The sequence below is a fragment of the Mesorhizobium sp. HAY1-8B genome (assembly GCF_056868045.1).
This window is the reverse complement of record NZ_CP200321.1, coordinates 5956939-5982456: the sequence shown is the minus strand read 5'-3', so window position 1 is coordinate 5982456 and position 25518 is coordinate 5956939. Positions and strand designations below refer to the sequence as shown.

Annotated in this window: 22 protein-coding genes; 11 read left to right on the top strand and 11 right to left on the bottom strand. The window is 63.9% G+C overall.

From position 1 onward, the window contains the following. Positions 1–21: 21 nt before the first annotated feature. The 7 genes from AC1VON_RS28730 to AC1VON_RS28700 all read left to right on the top strand — a co-directional run bounded on the left by AC1VON_RS28730 (position 22) and on the right by AC1VON_RS28700 (position 7748). A complete protein-coding gene (locus AC1VON_RS28730) occupies positions 22–972 on the top strand; it encodes an ABC transporter permease (protein WP_172349260.1) in 951 nt (316 codons plus the stop codon). Continuing rightward, a complete protein-coding gene (locus AC1VON_RS28725) occupies positions 956–1843 on the top strand; it encodes an ABC transporter permease (RefSeq protein WP_483125692.1) in 888 nt (295 codons plus the stop codon). Before AC1VON_RS28730 ends, AC1VON_RS28725 begins: the two co-directional genes overlap by 17 nt. Next, positions 1840–2805, top strand: a complete 966-nt coding sequence (locus AC1VON_RS28720; protein WP_483125691.1) for an ABC transporter ATP-binding protein — start codon at positions 1840–1842, stop codon at positions 2803–2805. The genes AC1VON_RS28725 and AC1VON_RS28720 overlap by 4 nt, the downstream gene beginning before the upstream one ends. Beyond that, positions 2802–3830, top strand: coding sequence for an oligopeptide/dipeptide ABC transporter ATP-binding protein (locus AC1VON_RS28715; RefSeq protein WP_483125690.1), 1029 nt, complete (start codon positions 2802–2804; stop codon positions 3828–3830). Before AC1VON_RS28720 ends, AC1VON_RS28715 begins: the two co-directional genes overlap by 4 nt. A 16-nt stretch (positions 3831–3846) precedes the next feature. Beyond that, positions 3847–5394 carry an ABC transporter substrate-binding protein gene (locus tag AC1VON_RS28710; RefSeq protein ID WP_483125689.1) on the top strand — a complete coding sequence of 516 codons (1548 nt, stop codon included), beginning with the start codon at positions 3847–3849 and terminating at the stop codon, positions 5392–5394. A 141-nt stretch (positions 5395–5535) separates the two neighbouring features. Further along, positions 5536–6216: a TetR/AcrR family transcriptional regulator gene (locus AC1VON_RS28705; RefSeq protein WP_483125688.1), complete on the top strand. Its 681-nt coding sequence runs from the start codon at positions 5536–5538 to the stop codon at positions 6214–6216. A 110-nt stretch (positions 6217–6326) separates the two neighbouring features. Continuing rightward, positions 6327–7748, top strand: coding sequence for a hypothetical protein (locus AC1VON_RS28700; protein WP_483125687.1), 1422 nt, complete (start codon positions 6327–6329; stop codon positions 7746–7748). A 41-nt stretch (positions 7749–7789) separates the two neighbouring features. Here the strand turns inward: AC1VON_RS28700 and AC1VON_RS28695 are convergent, their stop codons facing one another. Together AC1VON_RS28695 and AC1VON_RS28690 are read right to left on the bottom strand one after the other, a co-directional pair. Then, positions 7790–9328 carry a trimethylamine methyltransferase family protein gene (locus AC1VON_RS28695; RefSeq protein WP_483125686.1) on the bottom strand — a complete coding sequence of 513 codons (1539 nt, stop codon included), beginning with the start codon at positions 9326–9328 and terminating at the stop codon, positions 7790–7792. A 71-nt stretch (positions 9329–9399) separates the two neighbouring features. Next, positions 9400–11502 (bottom strand): oxidoreductase, encoded by a 2103-nt coding sequence (locus AC1VON_RS28690; protein WP_483125685.1) that lies wholly within the window; start codon positions 11500–11502, stop codon positions 9400–9402. A 318-nt stretch (positions 11503–11820) separates the two neighbouring features. Here AC1VON_RS28690 and AC1VON_RS28685 point away from each other — a divergent pair, with 318 nt between their 5' ends. The 4 genes from AC1VON_RS28685 to AC1VON_RS28670 all read left to right on the top strand — a co-directional run bounded on the left by AC1VON_RS28685 (position 11821) and on the right by AC1VON_RS28670 (position 16028). Beyond that, positions 11821–12111: a YciI family protein gene (locus AC1VON_RS28685; protein ID WP_206681914.1), complete on the top strand. Its 291-nt coding sequence runs from the start codon at positions 11821–11823 to the stop codon at positions 12109–12111. A gap of 118 nt (positions 12112–12229) precedes the next feature. Beyond that, a complete protein-coding gene (locus AC1VON_RS28680; RefSeq protein WP_483125684.1) occupies positions 12230–13291 on the top strand; it encodes a maleylacetate reductase in 1062 nt (353 codons plus the stop codon). A gap of 30 nt (positions 13292–13321) precedes the next feature. Next, the gene (locus tag AC1VON_RS28675) at positions 13322–14239 is read left to right on the top strand and encodes an intradiol ring-cleavage dioxygenase (RefSeq protein ID WP_246740937.1); all 918 of its coding nucleotides are present in this window, start codon (positions 13322–13324) and stop codon (positions 14237–14239) included. A 91-nt stretch (positions 14240–14330) separates the two neighbouring features. After that, positions 14331–16028, top strand: a complete 1698-nt coding sequence (locus AC1VON_RS28670; RefSeq protein WP_483125683.1) for an extracellular solute-binding protein — start codon at positions 14331–14333, stop codon at positions 16026–16028. Between the two features lie 4 nt (positions 16029–16032). Here the strand turns inward: AC1VON_RS28670 and AC1VON_RS28665 are convergent, their stop codons facing one another. From AC1VON_RS28665 to AC1VON_RS28625, 9 genes are all read right to left on the bottom strand, one after another. After that, positions 16033–16839, bottom strand: a complete 807-nt coding sequence (locus AC1VON_RS28665) for an SDR family NAD(P)-dependent oxidoreductase (RefSeq protein ID WP_172349270.1) — start codon at positions 16837–16839, stop codon at positions 16033–16035. Between the two features lie 11 nt (positions 16840–16850). Next, positions 16851–17708: a sugar phosphate isomerase/epimerase family protein gene (locus tag AC1VON_RS28660; protein WP_483125682.1), complete on the bottom strand. Its 858-nt coding sequence runs from the start codon at positions 17706–17708 to the stop codon at positions 16851–16853. 12 nt (positions 17709–17720) lie between these two features. Beyond that, on the bottom strand, positions 17721–18518 hold the full coding sequence (locus AC1VON_RS28655; protein WP_172349272.1) for an SDR family NAD(P)-dependent oxidoreductase: 798 nt from the start codon (positions 18516–18518) through the stop codon (positions 17721–17723). A gap of 66 nt (positions 18519–18584) precedes the next feature. Next, complete coding sequence (locus AC1VON_RS28650) at positions 18585–19562, bottom strand: sugar ABC transporter substrate-binding protein (protein ID WP_483125681.1); 978 nt, start codon at positions 19560–19562, stop codon at positions 18585–18587. 203 nt (positions 19563–19765) lie between these two features. Beyond that, positions 19766–20722, bottom strand: coding sequence for an ABC transporter permease (locus tag AC1VON_RS28645; RefSeq protein WP_172349273.1), 957 nt, complete (start codon positions 20720–20722; stop codon positions 19766–19768). Positions 20723–20751: 29 nt separating this feature from the next. After that, the gene (locus AC1VON_RS28640; protein ID WP_483125680.1) at positions 20752–21717 is read right to left on the bottom strand and encodes an ABC transporter permease; all 966 of its coding nucleotides are present in this window, start codon (positions 21715–21717) and stop codon (positions 20752–20754) included. 35 nt (positions 21718–21752) lie between these two features. Beyond that, positions 21753–23264: a sugar ABC transporter ATP-binding protein gene (locus AC1VON_RS28635; protein ID WP_483125679.1), complete on the bottom strand. Its 1512-nt coding sequence runs from the start codon at positions 23262–23264 to the stop codon at positions 21753–21755. 182 nt (positions 23265–23446) lie between these two features. Continuing rightward, complete coding sequence (locus AC1VON_RS28630; RefSeq protein ID WP_483125678.1) at positions 23447–24586, bottom strand: alpha-hydroxy acid oxidase; 1140 nt, start codon at positions 24584–24586, stop codon at positions 23447–23449. A gap of 1 nt (position 24587) precedes the next feature. Beyond that, positions 24588–25433 (bottom strand): Rossmann-like and DUF2520 domain-containing protein, encoded by an 846-nt coding sequence (locus tag AC1VON_RS28625; protein ID WP_483125677.1) that lies wholly within the window; start codon positions 25431–25433, stop codon positions 24588–24590. Between the last annotated feature and the right edge of the window lie 85 nt (positions 25434–25518).

Below are 25518 nucleotides of genomic sequence, written 5' to 3'. Positions count from 1 at the left end.
CTCTAGGGAGGAGAGGAGGCCATGCTCGCATATGCAGTGAAGCGCATCGGTCTCGGCCTTCTGATCCTCGTTCTTGTCATGGTCGCCATGTACGCGGCCGTCTTCCTGGTTCCCGGCGATCCGGCTACCGTGGCGCTCGGCCCGCGCGCCACGCCGGAACTGAAGCGGCTGCTGATCGAGCGCATGGGCCTCGACCAGCCGGTCTGGTGGCAGATCATCGAATTCTTCCGCAACGCGCTGACCGGCAATCTCGGCTACGATGTCTGGTCGAACCGGCCCGTCTCCACCCTGGTGCTGGAGGCTCTGCCGAACACGCTGATCCTCGGCCTGACAGCGCTGGCCGTCGCGCTCCTGATCGGCGTGCCGCTCGGCTGCCTGTCGGTGATGCGGCGCGGCACGGCGGCCGATGCCGTGATCGGCGTGCTCTCGGTCGGCGTCATCGCGGTGCCGTCCTTCGTCGTCGCCATCTATTCGCTGCTGGTCTTTGCCGTCACGCTGCGCTGGCTGCCGGCCATCGGCGCCGGCGAGACCGGCGACTTCATCAGCCAGGCCAAGGCGCTGGTCATGCCGGCCGCCGCCATCGCGCTCGGCTGGATCGGCTACATCGCCCGCATGGTGCGTGCCTCGATGATGGAGGTGATGGGCGAACCGCACATCCGCACCGCGCGCTCGTTTGGTTTGCCGGAATGGAAGATCGTCTCCAAATACGCGCTGCGCATCGCCATCATCCCGACCATCTCGCTGGTCGCAGTCGGCCTCGGCAGTATCCTGTCCAGCGCGGTCTTCGTCGAGGCGGTGTTCGCCCGGCCAGGCATCGGCAAGCTCATCACCGACGCCGTCAACACCCGGAATTATCCGGTCGTCATGGGCACGGTGCTGATCATGACCGCCATCTATGTCTCCATCACCATCGCCGCCGATCTCTTGATCGCGCGGCTCGATCCGAGGGTGCGCGATGTCTTCCGTGGCTGATGCCTCGTTGTCCACGCCTGATCGACAAGTGTTTGTCATGCTGCGCACGCTGCTCGCCGATCCGTTCACCTGCGTGGCGCTGATCCTGGTCACCGGCTTCCTCGTCACCGCGATCTTCGCGCCGTGGCTGGCGCCTTATTCGCCGGTCAAGATCGACGTGCTGCACAAGCTGCAGCCGCCATCGGCGGAACACTGGTTCGGGACCGATCATCTCGGCCGCGATCTCCTGTCGCGGGTCATATACGGCGCGCGTACCGCACTCACCATCGCCATGGTGTCGGTGGCCATCGCCGGCGCCATTGGCCTGATGCTCGGCCTGATCGCCGGCTACGGCCCGCGTTGGCTCGACGCCATCCTGGTGCTGAGCTTCGACAGCCTGAACTCGCTGCCGATGATCATGTTCGCGCTCGCCATCATCACCGTGCTCGGCGCCGGCACCGGCACGCTGATCATCGTCATCGCCGCGACGTCGTTTCCGAGCTATGCCAGGCTTATCCGGGCGCAGACGCTGGCGCTGAAGAACAGCGACTACATCCTCGCCGAGCGCCTGATCGATGCCAGTGCGGCGCGCATCATCCTCGTCCATCTGCTGCCCAATGTCGTCGGCCCGCTGATCATCCTTCTGTCGATGGATATTCCGGTCGTCATCATGGTCGAGGCCGGCTTGAGTTTCCTTGGCCTTGGCGTGCGTCCGCCGACACCATCCTGGGGCTCGATCCTCTATGATGGCTACACCAGCATTCGCGCGGCGCCCTTTATGGTCATCTTCGGTGGCCTGCCGCTGGTGCTGGCCACACTTGGCTTCACCTTCCTCGGCGAAGGCCTGCGCGACTATCTCGATCCGCGCCTGCAGTTGCGGAGACCGGCATGACCGGCTCGCTTGCCGCCAGCGATCTCAGCGTCCGCTACGAGACGCCGCATGGCGCGGTGCACGCTCTGCGTCATGTCGACATCGAGGCGCATCCGGGCGAAGTGATCGGCATCGTCGGCGAGAGCGGCTGCGGCAAGTCAACGCTGGTCACTGCCCTGGCCAATCTCCTGCCGGCCAATGCCCGCATCGACGGCTCGATCTCCTACAACGGCGTCGACCTGGCCAAGCTCGACGCGTACCACCAGCGCCTGCTGCGCGGCGACGAGATCGCGCTGGTCAGCCAGGATCCGATGACGGCGTTCAACCCGGTGCTGACCATCGGCGACCAGCTCGTCGACTTCCAGCACCACCGCAAGGACCTTGGCCGGTCGCAGAAGCGGGCGCGCATCGCCGCCATGCTTGGCCGCGTCGGCATTGCGGACGCCGAACGGCGCATGCAGAGCTATCCGCATGAACTGTCCGGCGGCATGCGCCAGCGTGTCGCTATTGCCGCCGCGCTGCTGACCGATCCCGGGCTGCTCATCGCCGACGAGCCGACGACGGCGCTCGACGTCACGATGGAGGCGCAGATCATCCATCTGCTGCGCGAGCTCAGGCGCGACTATAACGGCATCATCATCGTCGTCTCGCACCATCTCGGCGTCATCGCCGAGCTCTGCGACCGGGTCTATGTCATGTATGCCGGCGAGGTGGTCGAGGGCGGCGAGGTCGACGCGATCTTCCACGATGCCAGGCATCCCTACACGCAAGCGCTGCTCGCCTGCGATCCCGCCCGCTTTCACGAGCGGCTGGACAGGCTGCCGACCATTCCCGGCTCGCTGCCGAACCTCACTCAGCCACCGTCCGGATGCGTCTACGCACCGCGCTGCGACCTTGCCTTCGCACCGTGCACCACCGTCGCGCCACCGCTGGTGAAACTCGCCGCTTCCCATGTCGCGCGCTGCCATGCGGTGACACCATGAGCCCGCTGCTCGCCGTCGAAGACCTTTCCGTGAGCTTTGTGCGCGGCGGCTTCCTCAACCGGCTGGTCAATCCGTTTCCGCTGCCGGGCTTCAACGTCATCGATGGCGTGACGTTGTCGCTGATGCCGGGCGAGACGCTCGGGCTCGTCGGCGAATCCGGCTCCGGCAAGACGACACTGGCCCGCACCATTCTCGGGCTCATCCGGGCAGCCGCCGGCCGCATCGTCTTCGAGGGCAGGGAGGTGCGGACGCCGGCCGATTTCCGCGCCATGCGGCGGCGATCGGCGATGATGTTCCAGGACCCTGTCGCCTCGCTCAGCCCGCGCCTGCGCATCGGCACGCTGCTCACCGAACCGCAGATTATCCAGGGGTTGCCGATGCCGGACCGCCGCGCCGCGGCAAAAGCGCTGCTGGCGCTTGTCGGTTTGCCCGCCTCCTTCGTCGACCGCTTTCCGCATGAGCTGTCAGGCGGGCAGGCGCGCCGCGTCGGCGTTGCTCGGGCCCTGGCGATGAGGCCGCATCTGCTGCTCGCCGACGAGCCGACCGCCGGCCTCGATGTCTCGGTGCAAGGCGACGTGCTGAACCTGATCGGCGAGCTCAAGCGCGAACTCGGTTTCGCCGCCATGATCGTCACCCACAACCTGGCCATGATCCGCCACGTCAGCGACCGGTTGGCCATCATGTATCTCGGCCGGCTGGTCGAGACCGGACCGACGCAGGCCGTGTTTTCCGCGCCGATGCATCCTTATACCGCGACGCTGATCCAGTCCGAGCCGATACCCGATCCGCGCCGGCGCAGCCATAACCCTGCCGTCACCGGCGAGATCCCGAGCGTGTTCCGGCGGCCTTCGGGCTGCGAGTTCCACACGCGTTGCCCGATCGCACGCGAGCGCTGCAGGACCGAGGCGCCGGTCTACCGGCCGATGGGCGCCGATCGCATGGTGCGCTGCCATTTCCCGCTGCAGACAGGCGGGCAAGAACGGGAAGCCTTCTCACGCGCTTCCATCAACCAAAGGGGAAACTGAGATGTCAGAATGGACCATGGACAGACGTGCATTCCTGAAGGCGGCCGGCGTACTGGGCGCCGGCCTGGCGATGAAGCCGGGCTTTGCCTGGTCGGCGTCCGGCGACACGTTGCGCATCCGCATGGAAGGCGATCTGCAGTGCCTTGATCCCGCCTTCATGAATGGCGGCATCGAGGATGTCATGATGCGCGGCATCTATGTCTCGCTCAACCATTTCGGCGACATCAGGAAAGGCTCGCCGTGGTCGCTGTGGGGCGCGGAAAAGCTTGAGCAGAAAGACCCCAAGACCATCGCCTTCACCCTGATCGACGGGCTGAAATGGTCTGGTGGCTTCGGCGCGGTGACGGCCGACGACGTGAAGTTCTCGTTCGAGCGCATCGCGGACAAGGCGCTCGCATCGCCCTGGGCCTATCAATTCGAGAAGCTCGATCGCGTTGAAGTCGTCGATGCCCGCAATGGCATCATCCATCTGAAGGAACCTTACCAGCCGATCTTCGTCACCAGCCTGCCTTACTATGGCGGCCACATCATCAGCCGCGCCGGCACCGAGAAGGCCGGCGGCAAATTCACCACGCAGCCGCCGGCGACGTGCGGGCCCTATCTCTTCTCGGACTGGCAGCAGAAGCAGAAGGTGACGCTGACGGCCAACCCGGACTGGCCGGGCCCGAAGCCGGATTTCTCAAAGGTCGAGATCTATGTCGTGTCGGACGATCAGGCAGCGCAACTCGCCTATGAAGCCGATGCCTTCGACTACACCAAGATCGCCATTTCGGCGACCAAGGCTGTCAAGGAGAAGCCGCCAGCGGACACAAACCTGATTGAGGCGCAGTCGACCCGTTATGTCTGGCTGACCATCAACATGCTGAGCCCGCGGCTCAAGGATCCGAAGGTGCGGCAGGCGGTGCAATATGGCGTCGATGTCGGGCAGATCCTCACCGGTGTCTATGACGATCTGACCAAGCGCTCCACCGGTGTCGTCCAGCCCGGTACCAAATTCGCGCGGGCCTCGAATCTGATCGCGGCGCCCGACTATGAGAAGTCGGCCGCACTCCTCAAAGAGGCTGGCGTCGGCGACCTGTCACTGACCCTGACGGTGATGAACGATTCCATCCGCACCGCGACTGCGCAGATCATCCAGGCCAGCCTTGAACAGGCCGGCATCAAGGTCGAGATCCAGCCCTATGACGAAGCCGCCTTCTGGGGCGTCGGCGACAAGACGCAGGGTGACGGCTACAAGAACATCGACCTGGCGCTGATGGACTTCGCCGGCGGCATCGATCCGTCCGAAAACCTGGTCTGGTTCCGCCCCGACCAGATCGGCGCCTACAACTGGTCGGGCTTCGACAGTCCCGAATTCGAGACCAGCTACCAGCAATTGGTGGCCGAAAGCGACGAGGCCAAGCGCATCGCCTTGTCGAACCGGATGGAGGATTTGATGGAGCAGTCCGGCGGCTTCGTCTTCATCTGCCACCAGCCGCTGGTCGCCATCCACAAGACGGCGTTCGACCCGGTCATCTATCCCGACGGTCACCCCAATCCGGTGCTGTTCAAGAAGAAGGCGTGAACCGAACCATGATCCCGAAAAGTGGGAACCGGTTTTCGGATAAGATCATGGTCAACAAGGAGATAGAGCCCCATCCCGATGTCATCGGGATGGAACAGGCTCTATGTGGACAGGATGGGCATTATCGATTAGCTGGAGTCCATGACGGAAGCCCAACCAGAAGATGCAAAAAGGAAGCGCGGCGCGAAAAAGGCTCCGCCGCGCTTCAGCCGCGAACAGGCTGATGTGCGCCGCTCCATGCTGATCGAGGCGGCGACGCGCTGCCTGTCCGTCGGCGGCATCGGCGCCTTCACCATCGACCGCATCTGCAAGGAGGCCGGCGTCTCGCGCGGCCTCATCAACCATCATTTCGAAAGCCTCGACGGGCTGCTGGTCGAGGTCTACAAATCCTCGCTCTACGCCAGCGTCAACAACCAGATCGCCGAGGCCAAGCGCCGTCGTGCGGAGACTTCCGATTGGTCGCCGCAGGCCGCACTTGCCGCCCTGGTACACTCCAATTTCTCGCCGGAATATTTCAGCCGCGAGAACCTGCTGATCTGGCTGTCGCTGTGGGGCGAGATCGCCGTCAACCCGCGGCTCAAGGCGGCGCATCGCGAACTCTACGATGCCTATCGCGCGGAACTCGCGGAGGACATCGCCGCTGTCGCCATACCGCGCGGCAGGCAAGTCGATGCGCCGGCGCTGGCGCGCAATTTCATCGCCCTGGTGGACGGGCTGTGGCTCGAATGGTGCCTCGATGAAAGTGTGGTGACGCCGCAGGCGGCGGAGGCGGCTGGGTTCGAAATGCTCGAAGCGCAGGTGGGGCCCTTGCGGGGCGTTTAGTTCAAAGGCACATGGCATACAGGTTTGGTCCGCTCGTGCTCGCTTCTCCCGAGTCTTCGACCCGTAATTAGTATTTGGTCACCGAAACTAAGCACGGTAGATTCGTCGGTATGGCTCGAAAATATGACACTCCGTCACAGGTACGAATATCCGGATCTGGCGGTGAGATAGCTGCTTCTGTGATTTTTCATCAGGAGCAGCACTACCTACATCCGAACCTCATGTATGTCTTTGGCACTCGGGAAACTGAAATCGAGACAATGAGATTGGACGTTGGAGGAGATCTCAAATGGGAGACTGTAACCAACCCTAGATGGTCATATGGGCCGAAAGAATCCTATAGCTCTACGAAAACAGGAGTGGGATACCTCCACTCTAGCGGAGCAGCAGGTGGTCAAAATATTGATGACCAGACCATCCAAGCTGTCGCCGAGATTCATATCCTCAAAACAATAGAACGACATCGCGGCGAGGGCTTGCGTGGTCCGACCAGAGCGATCTATTGGTTTCTCCAGCGTACGCCCTATTGGCGCGTCTTTCCTCGCCGCCCACGCCGAGGACATCATGCAACAAGAGCTGGCGATTGGACCGCTCTAAAATCTCTTGGCCTCAAGTTCAAAGTCGTATCGCTCTCGCTTGACCGTGATGACCCTCGATTGTCTGCCGAGCGAGAAACCTTGGAAATTCCCGGTGTTCAGATCGAGTCTATAGATAGTAGCGTGGCGTCCGACAGGTTTTTTGCTGCGGCGGACGCGCTTTGGAGCTGCCTACGAATACTTCTAACAGTGGAGCTTCGCCAGCATATTGCAACGCTAAGGGAAGATCGAACCTCACCCGAAGAAATATCAACCACCTGGCATTCAGTTGCAGTTCGACCAAAAAAGAAGATAACAGGAAGGCCGGACGACAACCTATATTACGGTCAAAGAATTGAAAGTTTTCTCAAGAAGGGATTATTATCGTTAACGATTCATCCGGAGCAGCATGAACTGCTTTATGCTGCTGCGCACGGATACGTCAATTCATTTGATCCTCTTATCTGGGAGGCCGGGTTAACCAGCGCAGTCGAGGCGATCGAGCGATTAGTCAGTTCCTTCGAGCAGACGAGATCAGTGTCTCGGGAGCTGGTCTCAACGAAAAATTGGAAGCCTCTGGCAAAGGTCATCAAGGGTGCGATTTCTAGCCTTGAAATACCGAGCGACATTGTGGCCAGAGTGAAGCGACAGCTGAGCTCCCCACCAACTTTGGTACTGGAAGAGCGTATTCTACGGATGGCAAAGGGATTTAGACACAAGCCTGATACGCAAAAATTATTCATTGGATTAGAGCGTCTAATTAAAGCAAGAAATGACATCGTTCATGGTCGACTGATAGCTGATCATAACCTCACCTATGTCGAACTCCTTCGCGCCAGAGCAATCTTCGAGCGACTGTTCTTATGCTATTGCGGCTGCGCCAGCTTCGAATCGAACGGCTATGCGTTGCATGTTATAGCAAGCTATGACCATCGAAGAGCCAATCAACAATCTTAAGGTGCAATCTCGGCTGGCTCCGCAGGTGGCTGACCGCTCTGCTAATTCAACGGCGACCCACCCTCGCGCTTGCGGCGCTCCATATAGTCGCGCAGCGCCTCGTCGATGCCGGGATCGATCGGCGGCTGTTGGTATTCGGCGACCATGCGCTTCCACACGACATTGGCCCGCTCGCGCGCCGTGACCTGGCCGCGTTCGACCCAGGTATCGTAATTGTCCCAGTTGGACACCAGCGGTGAATAGAAGGCGCGCTCGTAGCGCTGCATGGTGTGCGCGGCGCCGAAGAAATGCCCGGCCGGGCCGACCTCGCGCACCGCCTCCAGCGCGAGCGTGTCGATGTCGACCACGGGCGGATCGAAATAGGCCGACATCATCTGCAGCATCTCGGCATCGATGACCAGTTTCTCGAACGATGCGGTGAGCCCGCCGCCGAGCCAGCCGGCGGCATGCAGCACCAGGTTGGCGCCGCCCATCAGGCAGCCCCACAGCGACATCGCGCTTTCATAAGCGGCCTGCGCGTCGACCGAATTGGCGGCGGTGACATTGCTGGAGCGGAACGGCACGCCGATCAGCCGGCAGAGCTGCCCGGTGATCTGCGCGGCCTGGGTGTATTCGGGCGTGCCGAAAGCCGGCGCGCCGGTCTTCATGTCGACATTGGAGGTGAAGCCGCCATACATGACAGGCACGCCCGGACGCACGATCTGGGTCAGCACGATACCGGCCAGCGCCTCGGCATGCTGCTGCGACAGCGCGCCCGCAAGCGTCACCGGGCTCATCGCGCCGGCCAGCGTGAACGGCGTGATGACATTGACCTGGCCATGCTCGGCCAGCGCGATCAACCCTTCGGCCATAGGCTCGTCGAGCTGCAGCGGCGAGTTGGTGTTGATGATGCCGGTGAAGACCGGCATCTCCCGGGCAAGGTTCTCGCGCGTCGTGCCGAGCGAAATCGCCACCATCTCCAGCGCGTCGATGGCGCGCCCCTGACCAAGGGTTTGCGGCTGCCAGTTCTTGTCGAGCAAGGTGATCTCGGCATAGTAGAGGTCGAGATGACGCGTGTTCTGGTGCAGGTCGAGCGGCTCGAACGGGCCGCCGCCTTCCTGGTGCAGCACGTTGAACGACTGGATGAGTTTCAGATAGTCGCACATCTCGGCATAGGTGCCGGAACGGCGGCCGCGATCATTGTCCATGACATAGGCCGGGCCGCCGACCGACGACAGGATGCAGTGCCGGCCGCCAACCTTGACGTTCTTTGCGGGATTGCGGGCGCGCAGCTCGAAGGACGATGGCGCCATGGCGACGCGCTCCATCACCATGGCGCGGTCGAAGCGCACCCGCATGGCGCCTTCGTCGACATCGCAGCCGGCGGCGCGATAGAACTGCCGCGCCTGCGGCTGCAGCACGCGCATGCCGATCTCCTCCAGGATGGTGAGGCCCATTTCGTGGATCGTCCGTACCTGATCGTCGGACAGGATCTCGATCGGCGCATAGGGCCGCGTCAGCTGCTTCCACGGCCGCTGCTCGATGCCGCCGATCTCGCGCTGCGGGCGGCCGGGTCTGCGACGTGCGGCGGTGCGTTCCATGGCCTTCTAGACCTCCCTTTTTGACGCAATTCCTATGGGAAAACCGCTTCACACTTTTCCCGGAATTGCTCCTATTCGGCTGCCGTGCGCATATCGAAATCCGCCACCGCGTCGACGATCGGCGTGTCGCGTCTATAAGGCTGCCAGCGAACCTTTGTACCGATCTCTCGAGCCAGCTTGTGACCGCTGTGAACGGCGTGGGCGATGGCGCCCGGCGCGAGCGTGTCGCCGATACGATCGACGCTGCGGATGCCGACGGCCGCAAGCGCGTCCGCCCGTTCCGTCAACGCCTCGAACAGCTCGTTGCGCGGCAAGCGCAGCCCGACGATCAGCACCGAGCGGCAGGCAATGCGGCTCTCCTCGCCGGTGAACAGATGCGCCAGCGTCGCCGTATCGCCATCGAAGGATTTCAACAGATGCAAGGTCGTCACCGGCACCTTGCGGCGCGCCAGCGCGCGATGCACCAGCGGCAGCTCGTTGGTCATGATCGTCCATGCGGACGCCTGGCCGGCCGGTGTGACATAGCTGACCGGAACGCCCTGTGCCGCCAGATGCTCGGTCAGGGCGCCGCCCATGTAGTAATTGTCGAAATCGAAGACCAAGGTTGGCCCCTGCGGGAGCCGGCCGGCGGCGATGTCATCGGGTGTGAACACACGGGGATGATCGAGCGTGCCAACCGGAATCTCCAGGGAGGAATAGAGCATGTCGGTCCAGCGTGCGCCGGTCGCAAGCACGACCCGGTCCGGCGCCAGGTCGATGATCTCGTCCGCGCCCAAGACACTCTCGGGATAGAGCGAGACATTGTTCATCTCGCCGAGCCGTCCGAGCCGGTACTCGACGACGCGGTTCCAGGCCGACAGGCCAGGCAGGGTCTTTTCGAAGGTCAGCCGGCCGCCGAACGTACGGCTGCTGTCGGCGAGTGTCACTTCATGGCCACGCCGGCCAAGCGTCAGCGCGCATTCGAGCCCGGCCGGTCCGCCGCCGACAACCAGGATGCGCTCCGGTCTGTCGACACGCTCGACACGTTCGGGGTGCCAGCCGCGCCGCCATTCCTCGCCGGCGGTCGGGTTCTGCGTGCAGCGCACCGGCACGCCGTCATGCCAACTCGAAATGCAGATGTTGCAGCCGATGCATTCGCGGATTTCGGCCTCGCGGCCCTCGCGGATCTTGGCCGGCAGGAAGGGGTCGGCGATCGAGGGCCGCGCGCCGCCGATGAAGTCGAGCACGCCGCGCCTGATCTGCGAGACCATGGTGTCGGGAGAGGTGAAGCGCCCGACGCCGACAACCGGCTTTTTCGTCAGCGACTTGACGAAATCGATCACCGGCTCATGGCTGCCTTCGCCGGTGAAGCGCGACGCCGAACAGTCGGTCGGGCTGGAATCCATCTTGACGTCGAACAGGTCGGGCAGGTCGGCCAAAAGTTCGATCAGCTCATGCGCTTCCGAAGGCTGGTTGCGGCCGGGCCGGCCGCGCAGTTCCTCAAGGCTGACGCGCAGCGCGACGCCGCAATCCTTGCCGACGGCATCCTTGGTGACCTCGATCATCTCGCGCACGAAGCGCACGCGGTTCTCGATCGGTCCGCCGTACTCGTCGGTGCGATGGTTGTACTCCGGCAGCAGGAACTCGTAGCCGAGATAGCCCATGCCGGCATAGACGTAGACCACGTCGAAGCCGGCCGTGCGCGCCTTGCGCGCCGCCTCGGCCTGGCATCGCAGCACCTCCTTCATGTCGGCCTTGTCCATGGTCTTCGGCCGCAGATTGCCCATGAAGCCGACATGCGTGGCCATCCAGGGAATTCCCGATGGCGAGAGCGGCGGCAGCCGGCTCGTCCTGTTCATGACGGACGCGCCGCCATGCCAGAGTTCCACGCCGGCAAGCGAGCCATGGCGGTGGACGGCCTCCGTCATCAGCGCATGGGCACGGATATCATTGTCGTCCCACAAAGTGGCGAAAGGCAGCGGGGCGTCGTCCGAACTGGGATCGATCGAACAGGCGCCGGTGCAGATCACGCCCCATCCGCCCTCGGCCTTGGCTTCGCGAAAGGCCGCACGCACCCTTGGAAGGGCGTTGGTCATGCCGCTGGCATGCGGCACCTGGTAGAAGCGGTTCGGTGCGGTGACCGGCCCGATCCGCATCGGCTCGAACAGGATTTCGTAGCGGGGATTGCAGGTCATCGGGACTCGGCGAATATGCTTGTTGAACGATCGTACAACAAGCATATTCGCCGGCATTGCAGAACGCAATGGCCCAAAGCAACGGCATGGGGGATCGGTTCGAAAGCAGGGCCCATGCGACGGCGTTGGGAGGGGTGGTTCACAACACCATCGCATTTGTCCAAATTGGACAGATCTTGAAACCGGTCAGCCCTATTTCGGGCTAACCTCTTCTGGCCCGTCTTTCGTCGCCAGCCCCCTAAGGTCATTCGACCCGTTTTGAGGGTCGTTCGTTCCGATCGCTGGCAACGGCCTGCCGGGCCTTTTGGGAGGAATGTCGTGACACTGTTTGCCGTCCACTGTCTGGACCACGCCGATGCCTTGCCGAGGCGCCTGGCCAATTATGACGCGCACAAGGCGCATCTTGCGCAGGGGCGTGTGAAGACCGTCATCTCCGGTCCGCTGGTGGCAGAGGACGGGGAGACGATGATCGGCTCGCTCTTTGTGTTTTCCGCCGAAAAGATCGAGGATGTCAGGGCATTCAATGCCGCAGACCCCTTCAACGCGGCCAATGTCTGGCGGTCCGTCAGCATCAACCCGTTCCTGATGCGCGTCGACAACCGGAGCTAGAGCAATTCGCCGTTTCACGGGACCGGCGAACTGCTCCAACTATTTGTTTTGACGCAATTCCTGTGGGAAAACCCGTTTCACACTTTTCCTGGAATTGCTCAAAGCCCGAGGCGAATTCATGGACCCCTTCGTCTATAACGGCCAGCCGGCCCGCGTCATTTTCGGATCCGGCACCATCCACCAGCTGCCGGCGGAACTGGACCGGCTGGGTTTGAAGCGGGTCGCGGTGCTGGCAACGCCGCCGCAGGAGCCGGAAGCGCGACGGCTCGTCGAACAGCTCGGCGGCCGCGCCGCCGGCGTCTACGCGCGGGCAACGATGCATACGCCGGTGGAAGTCACCGAGGATGCGCTGCGTGTCATTCTGGACCTCAAGGCCGACGGGCTCGTCGCCGTGGGCGGTGGCTCGACCACGGGCCTTGCCAAGGCCATCGCACTGCGGACCGACCTGCCGCAGATCGTGGTGCCGACCACCTATGCCGGCTCGGAAATGACGCCCATCCTCGGTGAGACCAGAGACGGAGTGAAGGTCACCCAGTCGAGCCTCAAGGTGCTGCCCGAAATCGTGATCTACGATATCGACCTCACTCTGTCGCTGCCCGCGGCCATGTCCGGCACCAGCGGGCTCAACGCGATCGCGCATGCGGTCGAAGCGCTTTATGCACGCGAGCGCAACCCGGTCATCAGCCTGATGGCGACAGAGGCGATCGGCGCGCTTGCCGCGGCCCTGCCGACAATCGCCGTCGAGCCCGGCAACCGGGAAGCGCGCGCAAAGGCGCTCTACGGCGCCTGGCTTTGCGGCATCTGCCTGGGCTCGGTGGGCATGGCGCTGCACCACAAGCTTTGCCATACGCTCGGCGGCAGCTTCGACCTGCCGCATGCTGAAACGCATGCGATCGTGCTTCCGCACGCGCTTGCCTACAACGCTCCGGCGGTGCCGGACGTGATGCAGAGGCTGCGCGACGTGCTCGGCACGGACGACCCGGCCATGGCGCTCTACGACCTTGCCGGCAGGGTCGGCGCACGGCGAGCGCTCGCGGATATCGGCATGCCTGAAAATGGCATCGAGCTTGCGACGGACAGGGCGCTGTCCAACCCCTACTGGAACCCGCGCCCCCTTGAGCGCGAGGCGCTGAAGGGGCTGATCGCCCGGGCTTATGCAGGCGAACGGCCGCGCTCCTGACGCGTGGCGACATCTGGAGGAGGATCGATCTTGGGCAAAGCAGAGGCCAGCCATGCGCGGCCGCCGAAATATCCGTATTTCGAGGAGGAGACCTCGGTCGACGTCGTCAACGCGCGCATGGGGCCGGACGTCGATCCGCGCCTGCGCGAGGTGATGAGCGTGCTGGTCAAGCACCTGCACGCCGCCATCAAGGAGATCGAGCCGACCCATGAGGAATGGCTCAAGGGCATCACCTTCCTGACCGAAGTCGGCCAGATGTGCTCGGAGTGGCGGCAGGAATTCATCCTTCTGTCCGACACGCTCGGCGTCTCGATGCTGGTCGACGCCATCAATCACCGGCGTCCGAATGGCGCGACAGAGAACACGATTCTCGGACCGTTCTACGTGCCCGAGGCACCGCGCTACGAGCACGGCACGAACATCTGCCTGGACGGCAAGGGCGAGCCGCTGGTGGTGCGCGGACGCGTGGTGGATACCGAAGGCAAACCGGTCGCCGGCGCGCTGATCGACGTCTGGCAGACAAATGACGACGGCTTCTACGACGTCCAGCAGAAGGGGCTGCAGCCGGACTGGAACCTGCGCGGCGTGTTCACCAGCGGCGAGAACGGCGACTATTGGTACCGGGCCGTCAAGCCGCGCTACTATCCGATCCCGGACGACGGACCCGTGGGCAAGATGCTTGCCGCGCTGGGACGCCATCCGAACCGGGCCGCCCATATCCATTTCATCATCAGCGCGCCGGGCTACGACCCGGTCATCACCCATATCTTCACGCCTGATTGCCAGTATCTCGCCGAGGACGCGGTCTTCGGCGTGAAGGATTCGCTGATCGCGGATTTCAAGAAGATCACGGATCCGACAAGCGCGGCGGAGCTTGGTTTCACGTCTCCCTATTGGGCGGTGAACTGGGATTTCGTACTGGCGCGCAAATCGGCGGGCACCGCCTAAGACCCGATAGTCCTCCGACGCCGCTATAGTTTCGTCCATTTTGGACTAAATCATAGCGTCGCCCTGTTTGGCGCGACCCAGAGGAGGTCTCATGAACGACCACGAATTCCTGCGCGTCTACGATTTCGTCGACCGGCTGAGGACGCCGTTCCTCGGTGTCGCCGATGTCGAGGACGAGGCGTCGTGGCGCATGGTGCACTACATCATGCGATCGGAGCTCGAAGGCTATCCGGTGACGATGAGCAAGCTCGCGCTGGTCTCCGGCCTCAGCCATGGAACGGCGATCCGGCGCATCCAGGACATGATCGGCAAGGGGCTTGTCGAGCGTCGGCCGTCGCCGGACAAGCCGAGGAGCTTCACGCTGCATCCCACGGAGGAGCTGACGACGCTTGCGGTCAACTATGCGGCGGAAACCAAGGCTCTGATCGCGGAGATCCTGGGCGGGCGCGGCACGGAGGAACACGAAACCAACTACTATTTCGGCGCACCGCGACGCGGCAATCCTGTCATTCCGCCGATCAACCTGCTGAAGAGCCGGATCACCGAGGGCGTCGAGCTGCAGTTCCTGCTCAACGACGACAATTATTTCGCGGCGATGCGCAACATGTGGTCGGATTTCCGCAACAACCTCGCCAGTGCCAGGAGCTTCAAGCTCGTCCACCAGAACGACCTCTACCGCGAAGGTCTGGCCAACGGCCAGCGCGCGGTGTCGGCCTATGACATCATCGCCATCGACATGCCCTGGCTCGGCGAGTTCGCGGGCAGGGGCCTGGTCATGCCGATCGGCGACATGATCCGCGAATCCGGCATCAATCCAATGGATTTCCACCCGTCGATCTGGTCGACGACGACCTGGCAGAGGGTTGAATACGGGGTACCGATCTATTGCACCATCGAGGTGCTCGCCTGCCGCAGCGACCTTTTCGACGGTGCCGGGCTTGCCCTGCCCAGGACCTTCGAGGAGGTGATCTCGGCCGGCCGGGTCTTCCACAATCCGTCCGCGGAGCGCTACGGCATTGCCTGGAACGCGGCGCGCATGCCGCTTGCGTCAAGTTTCATGTTCTTCCTCGGCTGCTGCGGCCAGACAGTGCTGTCGATCCGGCGCACGCCGACCGGCTACTCGACGGAAAATCTCGACCGCCAGCACATGCGGCCGCAGATCGACAGCGAGGCCGCACTCACCGTGCTTGACTACATGCACCGGCTTCTCGAGATCGCCCAGCCGGGCGCGCTCGATGCGCATTGGGACGATTCCTGCGCGGTGTTCCTGAAGGGCCAGAGCGCCATGGGCTATGTCTGGACCATGCGCGCGGCGCAGTTCGAGGCGGAGGTGCGCTCGGCCGTGAAGCGCCGGGTCTCCTATGTGCCGCAGCCCAGCGGGCCGGGCGGCACCAACACGTCGCCGATCGGCGGCTTCCTGCTCTGCATCCCTTCCAACATCGATCCGAAAAGACTGCCGCTGGCAACGGAGGCACTTGCCTGGATGGCCTCACGCGAAGCGATGAAGGAGCATGTGAAGAACGGCTTTCCGGTCGCGCCGCGCTTTTCGGTGAGCGCGGATCCCGAGGCCACCGGCCGTTCGCAGCTGGTGCGCTTCGTCGGCAACCTCGGCAACCGCAACCTGCTCAGGAACTGGCAGCGGCCGCCGGTTCCCTTCTACACCGACATGGAGCGCATCATCGGCGAGGAAATCCATGACGCGTTGTCCGGCGGAAAATCCGACCGGGCGGCTCTGAAGGACGCGCAGAACCGCCTCGACCGGATCATCGACAGCACGATCGGCGTCTAGCCTATCAAGCTATGGCGCGGATCGAGCCGCCATCCACGCCCCAGACCGACGACGTGACGAAGGACGCAAGGTCGGAGGCGAGGAAGACGATCACATTGGCGACTTCCTCGGGCTTGCCGAGCCGGCCGAGCGGAAGCTGGCGCAACGACATTTCGTGTTCGACCGCCTTCTGCGGTTCCATATTGTGGAACTTGCCCATGGTCTCGGCAAAACCGCCCGGCTGCGTCCAGAAAGGCGTCCAGACCGGGCCCGGCGCCACGGCGTTGATGCGGATGTTGTTTGCGCCTTCGCTGCGGGCCAGCCCCTTGGTCAGCGCGAGCACCGCCGCCTTCGAGGCGGAATAGTCGATCGGCACGCCTTCCGGCTGCCGGGCAAGATCGGAAGCGTTGTTGACGATCGCACCCTTGCCCTGCTTGCGCATCACCGGCAGCACGATGCGCGTGGTGCGCACATAGCTCATGAAATTGAGCGAGAAGGTCTTGTCCCACTCGGCATCGGTCAGTTGGTCGAAGGTGCGGACCGCGCCCGAGCCGACATTGTTGACCAGGACGTCGAGCCCGCCACCCAGGTGGGCGATCGCCGCGCCGACCTTGTCCTCGATATCGCCGGCGGAGGAAAGGTCGGCCTTGAAGGCCGTGGCCTGTCCGCCGGCCGCGGCGACGGCCTCCACCGTTTCGGCAAGGCTTTCGGCATCGATGTCGAGCAGCGCCAGGCGGCTGCCCTCGCGTCCGAAGGCGATCGCGGTTTCCCGGCCGATGCCCTTGGCGGCGCCGGTGATCAGTACCGTCTTGCCCTTGAGATTGGTATCCATCCTATCCTCCCTTATGTCCCGGCGAACTGCGCCATGGTGGTTTCAAAAGAGCGCCGCGCCGCTTCCTCGAGCGGCAGGACGCGGTGTTTCCTGGAGATCACTTCGACCGAGTAGAAGCCGTCGAAGCCGGTACGCTGGATCGCGTCGATGAAGGCCGGCGGATCGAGCACGCCTTCGCCGCAAAGCCGCCGCTGATAGATCGTGTCTTCCCAGAGCGTGCCGACGACATCCGCATCGGCGTCGTCCAGTTCGACGGAGACGACATATTGCCGGGGGACCTTGGCCACCGCCTCATAGGGGATGCCGCCGCGGCCGATATGCCAGATGTCCAGCAGCAGGCCGCCATTGCGTTGTGCCGCGCCTTCGACAATAGCGCATGCGGTTTCCAGCGTGCCGACATTGGAGAACGGCATTACCTCCAGCGCGATGCTGGTTCCGTATCGTGCCGCATCCTGGCAGATCTCGGCGAAGCTGTCGGTCACATGCGGCAGGTCGATGGTCCTGGCGTCGAATTCGGGTGCGATCTTGACGTCGCGCGCGCCAAGCGCCTCGGCCGCCTCGAACAGTTCCCTGCGCACCTTGTCGGAGGCAAGCTTCAGCTCGCCGCCGGAGAACCAGTGCGTGATGAATTCCAGCTCCACATGCGGCATGCCGTTGGCATCGAGAATGCGGCGCATTTCCTTGAGGCCGATCTGCTCGCGCGTGGCCTGGAGGTCGGCGTGGATGAGACCGACGCCCTTGTAGCCGGCCTTCGCCGCCGCCTCGACGCGTTGGGCAAAGGGGAAGGGGCTGATCTCGTTGGGCGCGAAAGGATAGACATCGCCCGCGATCGTCCAGTAGGCGGCAACGAGTTCCGTGCTCTTGGTCATGGTTCGCCCCCTTCAGACCGATGCGCCTTCGGACCCGGTCCGGAAGTCGAAGCTGGTCGTCAGGCCGCCATCGGCGACGATTTCGGCGCCGTTGAGCGCGGTCGAGGCGTCACAGAGCAGGAAAAGCGCCGCGCGGGCGACTTCGCCCGGATCGAGGATCCGGCCCGAAGGCTGGCGATTGGCGCGCGTGGCAAGGAAGCGGTCCGGGTCGCTGGCCGACTTCATATGCCGTTCGAACAGGCCGGCCAGCATGGGGCCGGGGCTCAGCACATTGGCGCGAATGCCCTGTCGGGCGTGGTCCATGGCCACGGTCCGCGTCAGCTGGCGCACGGCCCCCTTGGAGGCGGCGTAGATCGCGAGCTGCTGCTCGGCGAAGGTCGCGTCGATGCTGGCAACGGCGACGATCGGGCCGCCGCCGCGCGCGATCATCAGCGGCAGCAGCGCGCGGAAGGCGAGTGCCGTGCCGATGAAGTTGACGGACATGGTTTTTTCCATCGCCGCCTTGTCGAACTCCAGCACGGTGCCGACGTTCAGCATGGCGGCCGAGGTGACCAGTCCGAGCGTTCCCGGATCGATGGCGGTCACGGAGCGGGCGATGTCGCTCCAGGTCTCCTCGAGCGACACGTCGCCCCGCACATGCGTGTAGAGCTCGCTGGAGAGCTCGGAAGGCGCCGGCGCGAGATCGAGGCCGATGGTGCGCACGCCGCTCGCGACCAGAAGATGGGCGATCTTGGTGCCCAGACCGGAAGCCGTGCCTGAAACCACGACGAGTTCAGGCAGAACATTGGTAAACAGTGGCTCCTCGGCCATGGGGTACTCCTCGGTTCCTAAGTCAGATTGGAAGGCGCGGCGGGAGGCCCGCCGCGCCCGATGGAATCAGCGCCCGATGGCGGCGTCGCAGTCGGAAATATTGGCCTTGGTGACGATCTCGTGCGGCAGGAAGATCTCTTTCTCGACCTTCTTGCCGTCGAGGAGATCGATCACCGCCTTGGCCGCGTATTTGCCGTCATCGATCGGCGACTGCAGCACGGTCGCGTATTGCGTGCCGTCCTTGATCTGGTTGACGCCTTCGATCGAGCAGTTGGACCCGACGAGCACGAGGCTGGCCGGATCGATTCCGGCGCGCTTGGCGGCCACGATCACGCCCGACATCATGTTGTCGGCCTGGGCGTAGACGCCCTTCACGTCGGGACCGACCTGGGTGAAGAGCGCGGCAGCGGCGTCGGTGGCCTTCGTCTGGTCCCAATTGCCGTTCTGCTTGCCGGCGACGACGATGCCCTTGGCCTTCTCGGCCAGCACCTCCTCGAGGCCCTTGGAACGCGCGATCTGGGGCGGTGTTCCCGGCACGCCCTCGACGATAAAGATCTTGCCTTCCGTGCCGAACTTCTTCTCGGCGAAACCCTTGATCATGGCCTCGCCGGCGGATTGGCCGTTGCCGATATCGGAGGGGCCGGTGAAGACGTTCCAATAGTCCGCGTATTTGTCGTCGGGCTTCGAGTTGGTGATGACCAGCGGAATGCCGGCCTGGTTGATCTTGCGCAGCGAGGGCACGATGGCGCTCGCGTCCGCCGGCCACAGCACGATCGCGGCCGGGTTCTGGGCAAGCGCCTGGTCGACCTGCGATGCCTGCTCGGCGGCATCGAAGTTGGTGATCTTCACGTCGAGATCGATGCCGGCGGCGCTGGCGACTTCCTTGAAGGCGCGCTGGTGGAGGGCGCAGTATTCGCATTCCTCGCTCACCGTCAGCAGGATCACTTTCGATCCCTTGGCACCGGCGAATGCCATGCCGGGCATGGCCAGCCCCGTGAACACGCTGGCCACCAGCGCGAGTTTGGTCAATTTCGCGGTATTCATGTCGTCATTCCTCCCGTTTCAGGTTGCACGTCGCCCATCCCCGCCGCCCAACACGGCGCAGGCAGAACTGGGTTTCGTCGGTTACTTCCGCTAGAGCATGATGCCGAAAAGTGTGAAGCGGTTTTCGGACGACATCATGCTCTATCTCTTTGATTTAGAGGCGGATTCAGATTTCAGATCGATTGATCTGAAATCATCCGACTCTAAGCGGAATGCCTGGCCCGCGATGCCGCGAACCGTTCACTCATCCATGCCCCCAACTGTCCATCGAGCAGCACGATTCCCATCAGCACGAGCCCGTTCGCGAACAAGATTCCCGTCGCACCCATGCCCATCAAACTCAGTCCATTGTTCATCACCGTCAGGATCAGCGAGCCGATCAGCACATGCAGCGGCGAGCCGGCTCCGCCCGACAGGGCCACGCCGCCGACGATGGCCGCCGACACCGCCTGCAGCATGAGATTGTTTCCCGTGGTCGCGGCCGCACTGGCCAGGCTCATCGACAGAAGGCTGCCCGCAAGGGCGGCGCAAAGGGCCGAGACGATGAAGGCGATATAAAGCGACAGCCCGACCTTCGCCCCACTCGCCGCCGCCACCAGCCGCTTGCTGCCGATGACGCGGATGTCTCGGCCCATCAGCGTGTGGCGCATGAACAGTCCGGCCAGGAGGAAAGCGGCCAACGTGATCACGCTGCGCCAGGAGAGGACCGTCAGGATCGGATTGTCGAGGGCAAAGCCCAGGTCGAAATTGTCGGTGCTGATCACCTTGCCGCCGGCAAGCCAGAAGGCAAACCCCGAAAGCGCCATCATCGACCCGACGGTGACCACCAGCGAGGATACGTTGAAGCGGTTGACGACGAAGGCGTTGGCCGCGCCGATCACCACCGCGAAGGCCAATGCGACACCCATGCCATGGACGAGATTGCTCCCGCCCGCGACCAGCGTCAGCAGGCCGCCGACCGCGACCATGGAGCCGACGCTGAGGTCGAATTCACCGGCGATCATGGTGAGCGACAAGCCGAGCGCCACCAGGCCGAGCAGCGCGAATGACTGCGTCAGCGCGTAGATGTTGCGGCCGCTGATGAAGGCCGGGTTCCACAGCGCGAAGGCAACGACCAGGGCGATCAGGAGCGCGATGCGCAGCAAGGTGGCCGTGGACATGGACTGTGACTTCCTTGGGGAGGCCATGGTCATCTCCTCCCGCCGAGCGCCAGCGCGCCAAGGATGACCGAGGCGATCACGACCAGGCCCTTCACGATCAGCTGGATTTCCAGCGACAGGCCCTTGAGCAGCAGGATGTTGGTGATGATGGCCAGGAAAACCGCGCCGATGGCCGCGTCGAGGATGCGGCCCTGGCCGCCCTTGATCGCCACCCCGCCGACGAGCACGGCGGCGATGGCGTCGAAATCCAGCCCGGCACCGAGCTTGAGGTTGCCCTGCGCGGCCTGCGAACCGTAGAGCGCACCGGCAAAGGCGGCGGCCGCCGCCGCCAGTACATAGGCGATCACCAGGGTTCGCCCGACGCGCAGGCCGGTGAAATGCGCGGCCTTCGGATTGAGCCCGATCAGGCGCAATTCGCGGCCGAAGCGGGTCCGCTCGACGATGAAGCTGAAGACGAGCGCCGCAAGCAGGAACAGCACGATCTGGTTGGGGAGGCCGGCCATGCGGCCGATGCCGAGCCAGCTCGCATCGCCTTGCCCGACAATGGTCAGGCCGCCCGAATAGAAGGAGCCGGCGCCGGTGATGATCGAAGCCATCGCAATGGTGGTGATGATCGGGTTTGTCTTGAAGACACCCACGGCAATGCCCTGGGCAAGTCCGAACAAGGCACCGACCAACACCACCACGACGATGCTCGGGAGGAGACCAAGATGAAGAAAGGAGGCAAACACGATCGTCGAAACGGCCGCCGTGGCGCCCATCGAAAGCATGAAGAGGTTGCCCGAGAGGGTGATGAACGCCATGCCGACGGCAGCGATGCCGACCGCCGATGTCGAATACATGATCGCCGAAATGTTGGCGCTCGACGCAAAGCCGGGCACCGCGGCACTGGCCCAGATGGCCAGAAGGATGGTGCCGATCCAGACGGCCGTCGATTGCACACGCTCGGGGCTCAGCAATGCCGCGCCCACCGACTTCATCTCGAGAGCGGCCAAGCCGGAACCTCCGCTTCCTGTCCTCGTTTCCACGCTCATGCCGCCCTCGCCGTGGCTGGCCCGCGCAGGACGTCACCCAGGATCGAGTCCATGGCGGTGTCCTCGACCGGCAGATCGTTGACGATCTCGCCGCGGAAAACGGTGATCACGCGCTGCGACAGTTCGCGGATTTCCTCGAGGTCGGTCGAGAAGAACAGGACGACCAGCCCCTGGCGCGCAAGCGCCTGGAGCTCGCGGTAGATCTCGGTCCGCGCCCCAACATCGACGCCGCGCGTCGGCTCGTTGAGCACCAGCACTTTCGGCTCCAGCGCGACGGACTTGGCAATGGCGACCTTCTGCTGGTTGCCGCCCGAAAGCGTCGACGCCGCCGCCGGCAGCCGCCGGCCGTCGATCTGGAAACGGCGCGCGAGGTCCAGCGCCCGCTTGCGGGCCTCGCCGAGGGAAAGCACGCCGGCGCGGTTCAGGCGGTCGAGTATGGCGGATGTGAGGTTGACCTCGATCGGCGCGCCGAGGAACAGGCTCTTGCCGCCGCGATCTTCCGGGACATAGGCAATGCCGCAGGCCATCGCCGACGACAGCGAGGTGACGTCGATGGCGGTGCCATTCAGGAACACGGTGCCTTCATGGCGGCTTTCCAACCCTGCCAGCGTCTCGATCAGTGCATTGGCGCCCGATCCAAGCTGGCCGATGACGCCGACGACTTCGCCGGCGCGGAAATCCAGCGTCACCGGCCGGTATTTTCCGGCCACCGCGAGCGCCTTGAGTTCAAGAACCTTGGCGGCCTGCTGGAGATCGGCCCGGTCACGCACCGAATGGGCGGATTTTATCTCCCGGCCGATCATCTCGGCGACCAATTCCTCATTGGTCCACTGCGCCGTCGGTTTGGTGAGAACCCGCTGGCCATTGCGGAAAACGGTGACGCGGTCGGTGAGCGCGAAGATCTCGGGCAGACGATGGCTGATATAGATGACGGCGGTGCCGTTTTCGCGCAGCCAGCGGACCGTCTTGAAGACGCGCTGGATCTCTGCGTCGGAAAGGCTCGCGGTCGGCTCGTCCAGGATCAGGATGCGGGCGCCGCGCATGACGGCGCGGCAGATTTCGAGCAGTTGCTGCTCGGCGATCGCGAGGCGGCCGGCCTCGATATCGAGCGGCACTTCGGCCAGGCCGAGCTGGTCGAGGGTCTGGCGCGCGCGGGCTGCATAGCGCTTGCGGATATAGAGCTGACCGACATCGGGATCGCCGAGAAGAACGTTGTCCAGAACAGACAGATGCGGAATGATCGACAGTTCCTGGTAGACGACCGAGACCTGCCTGACGCTGGTCAGTTGCCCCGGCTTGAGCAGATTGCCATCGACGCGGATTTCTCCTTCGTCCGGGCTCATCAGCCCGGCGATCATCCGCACCAGCGTGCTCTTGCCGGCACCGTTCTCGCCACACAGCGCATGGATCTCACCGGCCTCGAGATCGAAGTCGACGCCTTTCAGAGCCTGGACTCCTCCAAAAGATTTCCGCAGGCCTCTGACCGTCAGAACGGCTGGCGTCTCCATGATTTCCTCCCACAACCGTTTGAACGGCGTGAGGGCTACGCTACAGAATGATGGTGGGTGCGATGACGGCAATTTGGTCCATATTGGACTAACGGATTTGCAGCGTCATCGATGGGCTTTCGGGATTGGTCCAAGGCGGCGGCGATCACGCCCACCGGTCCTGCCGTCGATGCGAACCCGTCTCACGCGATCAGGTCGGGACCGATCTGGCTGAAAGCTGGCGTGCCCGCGAGCTTCAGGCCGTTGGCGATGTCGTCCAGCAGGATGTCGAGCACCTTGGCCACGCCGGCTTGGCCGGCCGCCGCTCCGAACAGGGCGGCTCGGCCGATCGCCGCGGCGGCAGCGCCGCGCGCCCTGGCCTTGATGACGTCCATTCCGGTTCGGATGCCGGAATCGATCAGGATCGGAACCTCGGCGGCCACCGCCTGGCGGATGGCGGGCAGCGCGTCGATGCTTGATATGGCGCTGTCGAGCTGGCGACCGCCATGGTTGGAGACCCAGATGCCGTCGGCGCCGGCCGCCACCAGGCCGGCGGCATCGGCGGGGTGCAGGACGCCCTTTACCAGCAGCCGGCCCTTCCACCAGTCGCGGATCCGGCGGAAATCGTCCCAGTCGAAACCGGCGTGGAGATTGCCGCCGACACGCGCGGCGATGGTCAACCCGGCGCTGGTGTCGCCAAGATAGCCGCGAACGTTCTCGAACTGCGGCAGCCCGCCGCGCAGCAGGCGCAGCGACCAGCCGGGATGAAGCATGCCCTCCCAGAGATGGCGAGGCGAGGGGCGCAGCGGGATCGATATGCCGTTCCTGAGATCCTTTTCGCGTTTTCCCCCGGCCTGCAGGTCGACGGTCACCACCAGCGTCGAATAGCCGAATTCTTCCGCCCGCCGCACAAGCTCGCGGTTGAAGTCGAATTCCCTGAGCACATAGAGCTGGAACCAGAGCGATCCCTGCACGGCCCTGGCCATGCGCTCGATGCTGGTCGTCGACATGGTGGACAGCGTGTAGGGAATGCCGCGCGCGGTCGCCGCCCTGGCGATGGCGATGTCGGCCTGCGGCCAGACCAGCGCGCATGAGCCCATTGGGCTGATCACCAGTGGTGTGGTGAAGGTTTGCGACCATAGCGATGTGGTCAGGTCCGGTCGCGATACGTCGGTCAGCACGCGTGGCAGCAGCCGGATACGCTCGAAATCGGCGCGGTTGGCGCGGAGCGTCAATTCCTGTCCTGCCCCGCCATCGACGAATTCGAAGATCGACTTCGGCAGGCGGCGGCGGGCAAGGGTGCGGAAATCGTCGACTGAAACCTTGCGCGCGAGAGCGCCCATCTCAAACCCCGCTTGTTTCGAGCGTCGTGCCCGTCCGCTTGAGGCGGCCGGCAAGGAGGCTGAGCTCGGCATAGGCCCTGCCGGCGTCCGGATGCCATGAGCGCACCGCCGCCTCCTGTTGCGCGACGATCGCGAGATCGCCGCGCGCCGCCGGTCCGGTCAGCGCCGCGGCCGGCCCCAGCCTTCCGACATTCTCGGCCGTGGCGGCAAGCAGGCGCGCGTTCAGTTGCCCGGCGATTTCCTGTGGAACGCCGGCGCGCGCCCAGGCTTCCCGCGCTACCGCCTGCAGCACCACGGTGAAATTGTTCGAGAACACGGCGGCCGCGTGGTAGATCGCCTTGTATTGCGAGCTGAGCGGAAACGGCTGGCCGCCAATGCCGCGTATCAGCGCATCGACAACCCCGGCAGCCTCGGCATCGCCTTCGACGCCGCAAAGTGTCCCTTCGAACTGTCCGACAGCCCTTGCCGGATCGGCGAATGTCAGCACGGGATGGACGCTTGCCAGATGCCAGCCGAGGGCACGCAAGGGCTGCATCTCGGACGCCGGCAGGAAGCCGCTGCAATGCACGGCGATGGAGGGACTGGCCGGGGCCAGTTCCGCAAGACGGGCCGCCACGTCCCCGATCCGCGTGTCTGACACGGTGAGCAACCAGAGATCGGCTGGTCGCATGTCGGCCATCCCGGAAACGGCGGTTCCCGCGCCGATAAATTCAACCGCCCGGGAGGCAGTTTCCGCGGCGCGGCCGGCAATGTCCTGAACCTCGTGCCCGCCGGCCAGGACGATCCGGCGCATGAGGGTCTGGCCGACCTTGCCGGGCCCAATCAGATTGATCTTCAGCTTCGTCATTTCAGCCTCATTCGACATTGGCTGAAGGCTATATGATCGGCTTTGGCAAAACAGGCGGAAACTTGTCCCGGCGGCTCTGGCGTTA

Bases quoted from the DNA above. Each gene is read 5' to 3' on its own strand.
- AC1VON_RS28710 (WP_483125689.1), top strand. From the start codon at position 3,847: ATGGACAGACGTGCATTCCTGAAGGCGGCCGGCGTACTGGGCGCCGGC.
- AC1VON_RS28655 (WP_172349272.1), bottom strand. From the start codon at position 18,518: ATGGCCGAGGAGCCACTGTTTACCAATGTTCTGCCTGAACTCGTCGTG.
- AC1VON_RS28695 (WP_483125686.1), bottom strand. From the start codon at position 9,328: ATGGAACGCACCGCCGCACGTCGCAGACCCGGCCGCCCGCAGCGCGAG.
- AC1VON_RS28645 (WP_172349273.1), bottom strand. From the start codon at position 20,722: ATGTCCACGGCCACCTTGCTGCGCATCGCGCTCCTGATCGCCCTGGTC.
- AC1VON_RS28705 (WP_483125688.1), top strand. From the start codon at position 5,536: ATGACGGAAGCCCAACCAGAAGATGCAAAAAGGAAGCGCGGCGCGAAA.
- AC1VON_RS28630 (WP_483125678.1), bottom strand. From the start codon at position 24,586: ATGGGCGCTCTCGCGCGCAAGGTTTCAGTCGACGATTTCCGCACCCTT.
- AC1VON_RS28730 (WP_172349260.1), top strand. From the start codon at position 22: ATGCTCGCATATGCAGTGAAGCGCATCGGTCTCGGCCTTCTGATCCTC.
- AC1VON_RS28720 (WP_483125691.1), top strand. From the start codon at position 1,840: ATGACCGGCTCGCTTGCCGCCAGCGATCTCAGCGTCCGCTACGAGACG.
- AC1VON_RS28660 (WP_483125682.1), bottom strand. From the start codon at position 17,708: ATGACCAAGAGCACGGAACTCGTTGCCGCCTACTGGACGATCGCGGGC.
- AC1VON_RS28625 (WP_483125677.1), bottom strand. From the start codon at position 25,433: ATGACGAAGCTGAAGATCAATCTGATTGGGCCCGGCAAGGTCGGCCAG.
- AC1VON_RS28690 (WP_483125685.1), bottom strand. From the start codon at position 11,502: ATGACCTGCAATCCCCGCTACGAAATCCTGTTCGAGCCGATGCGGATC.
- AC1VON_RS28715 (WP_483125690.1), top strand. From the start codon at position 2,802: ATGAGCCCGCTGCTCGCCGTCGAAGACCTTTCCGTGAGCTTTGTGCGC.
- AC1VON_RS28700 (WP_483125687.1), top strand. From the start codon at position 6,327: ATGGCTCGAAAATATGACACTCCGTCACAGGTACGAATATCCGGATCT.
- AC1VON_RS28665 (WP_172349270.1), bottom strand. From the start codon at position 16,839: ATGGATACCAATCTCAAGGGCAAGACGGTACTGATCACCGGCGCCGCC.
- AC1VON_RS28680 (WP_483125684.1), top strand. From the start codon at position 12,230: ATGGACCCCTTCGTCTATAACGGCCAGCCGGCCCGCGTCATTTTCGGA.
- AC1VON_RS28650 (WP_483125681.1), bottom strand. From the start codon at position 19,562: ATGAATACCGCGAAATTGACCAAACTCGCGCTGGTGGCCAGCGTGTTC.
- AC1VON_RS28670 (WP_483125683.1), top strand. From the start codon at position 14,331: ATGAACGACCACGAATTCCTGCGCGTCTACGATTTCGTCGACCGGCTG.
- AC1VON_RS28725 (WP_483125692.1), top strand. From the start codon at position 956: ATGTCTTCCGTGGCTGATGCCTCGTTGTCCACGCCTGATCGACAAGTG.
- AC1VON_RS28635 (WP_483125679.1), bottom strand. From the start codon at position 23,264: ATGGAGACGCCAGCCGTTCTGACGGTCAGAGGCCTGCGGAAATCTTTT.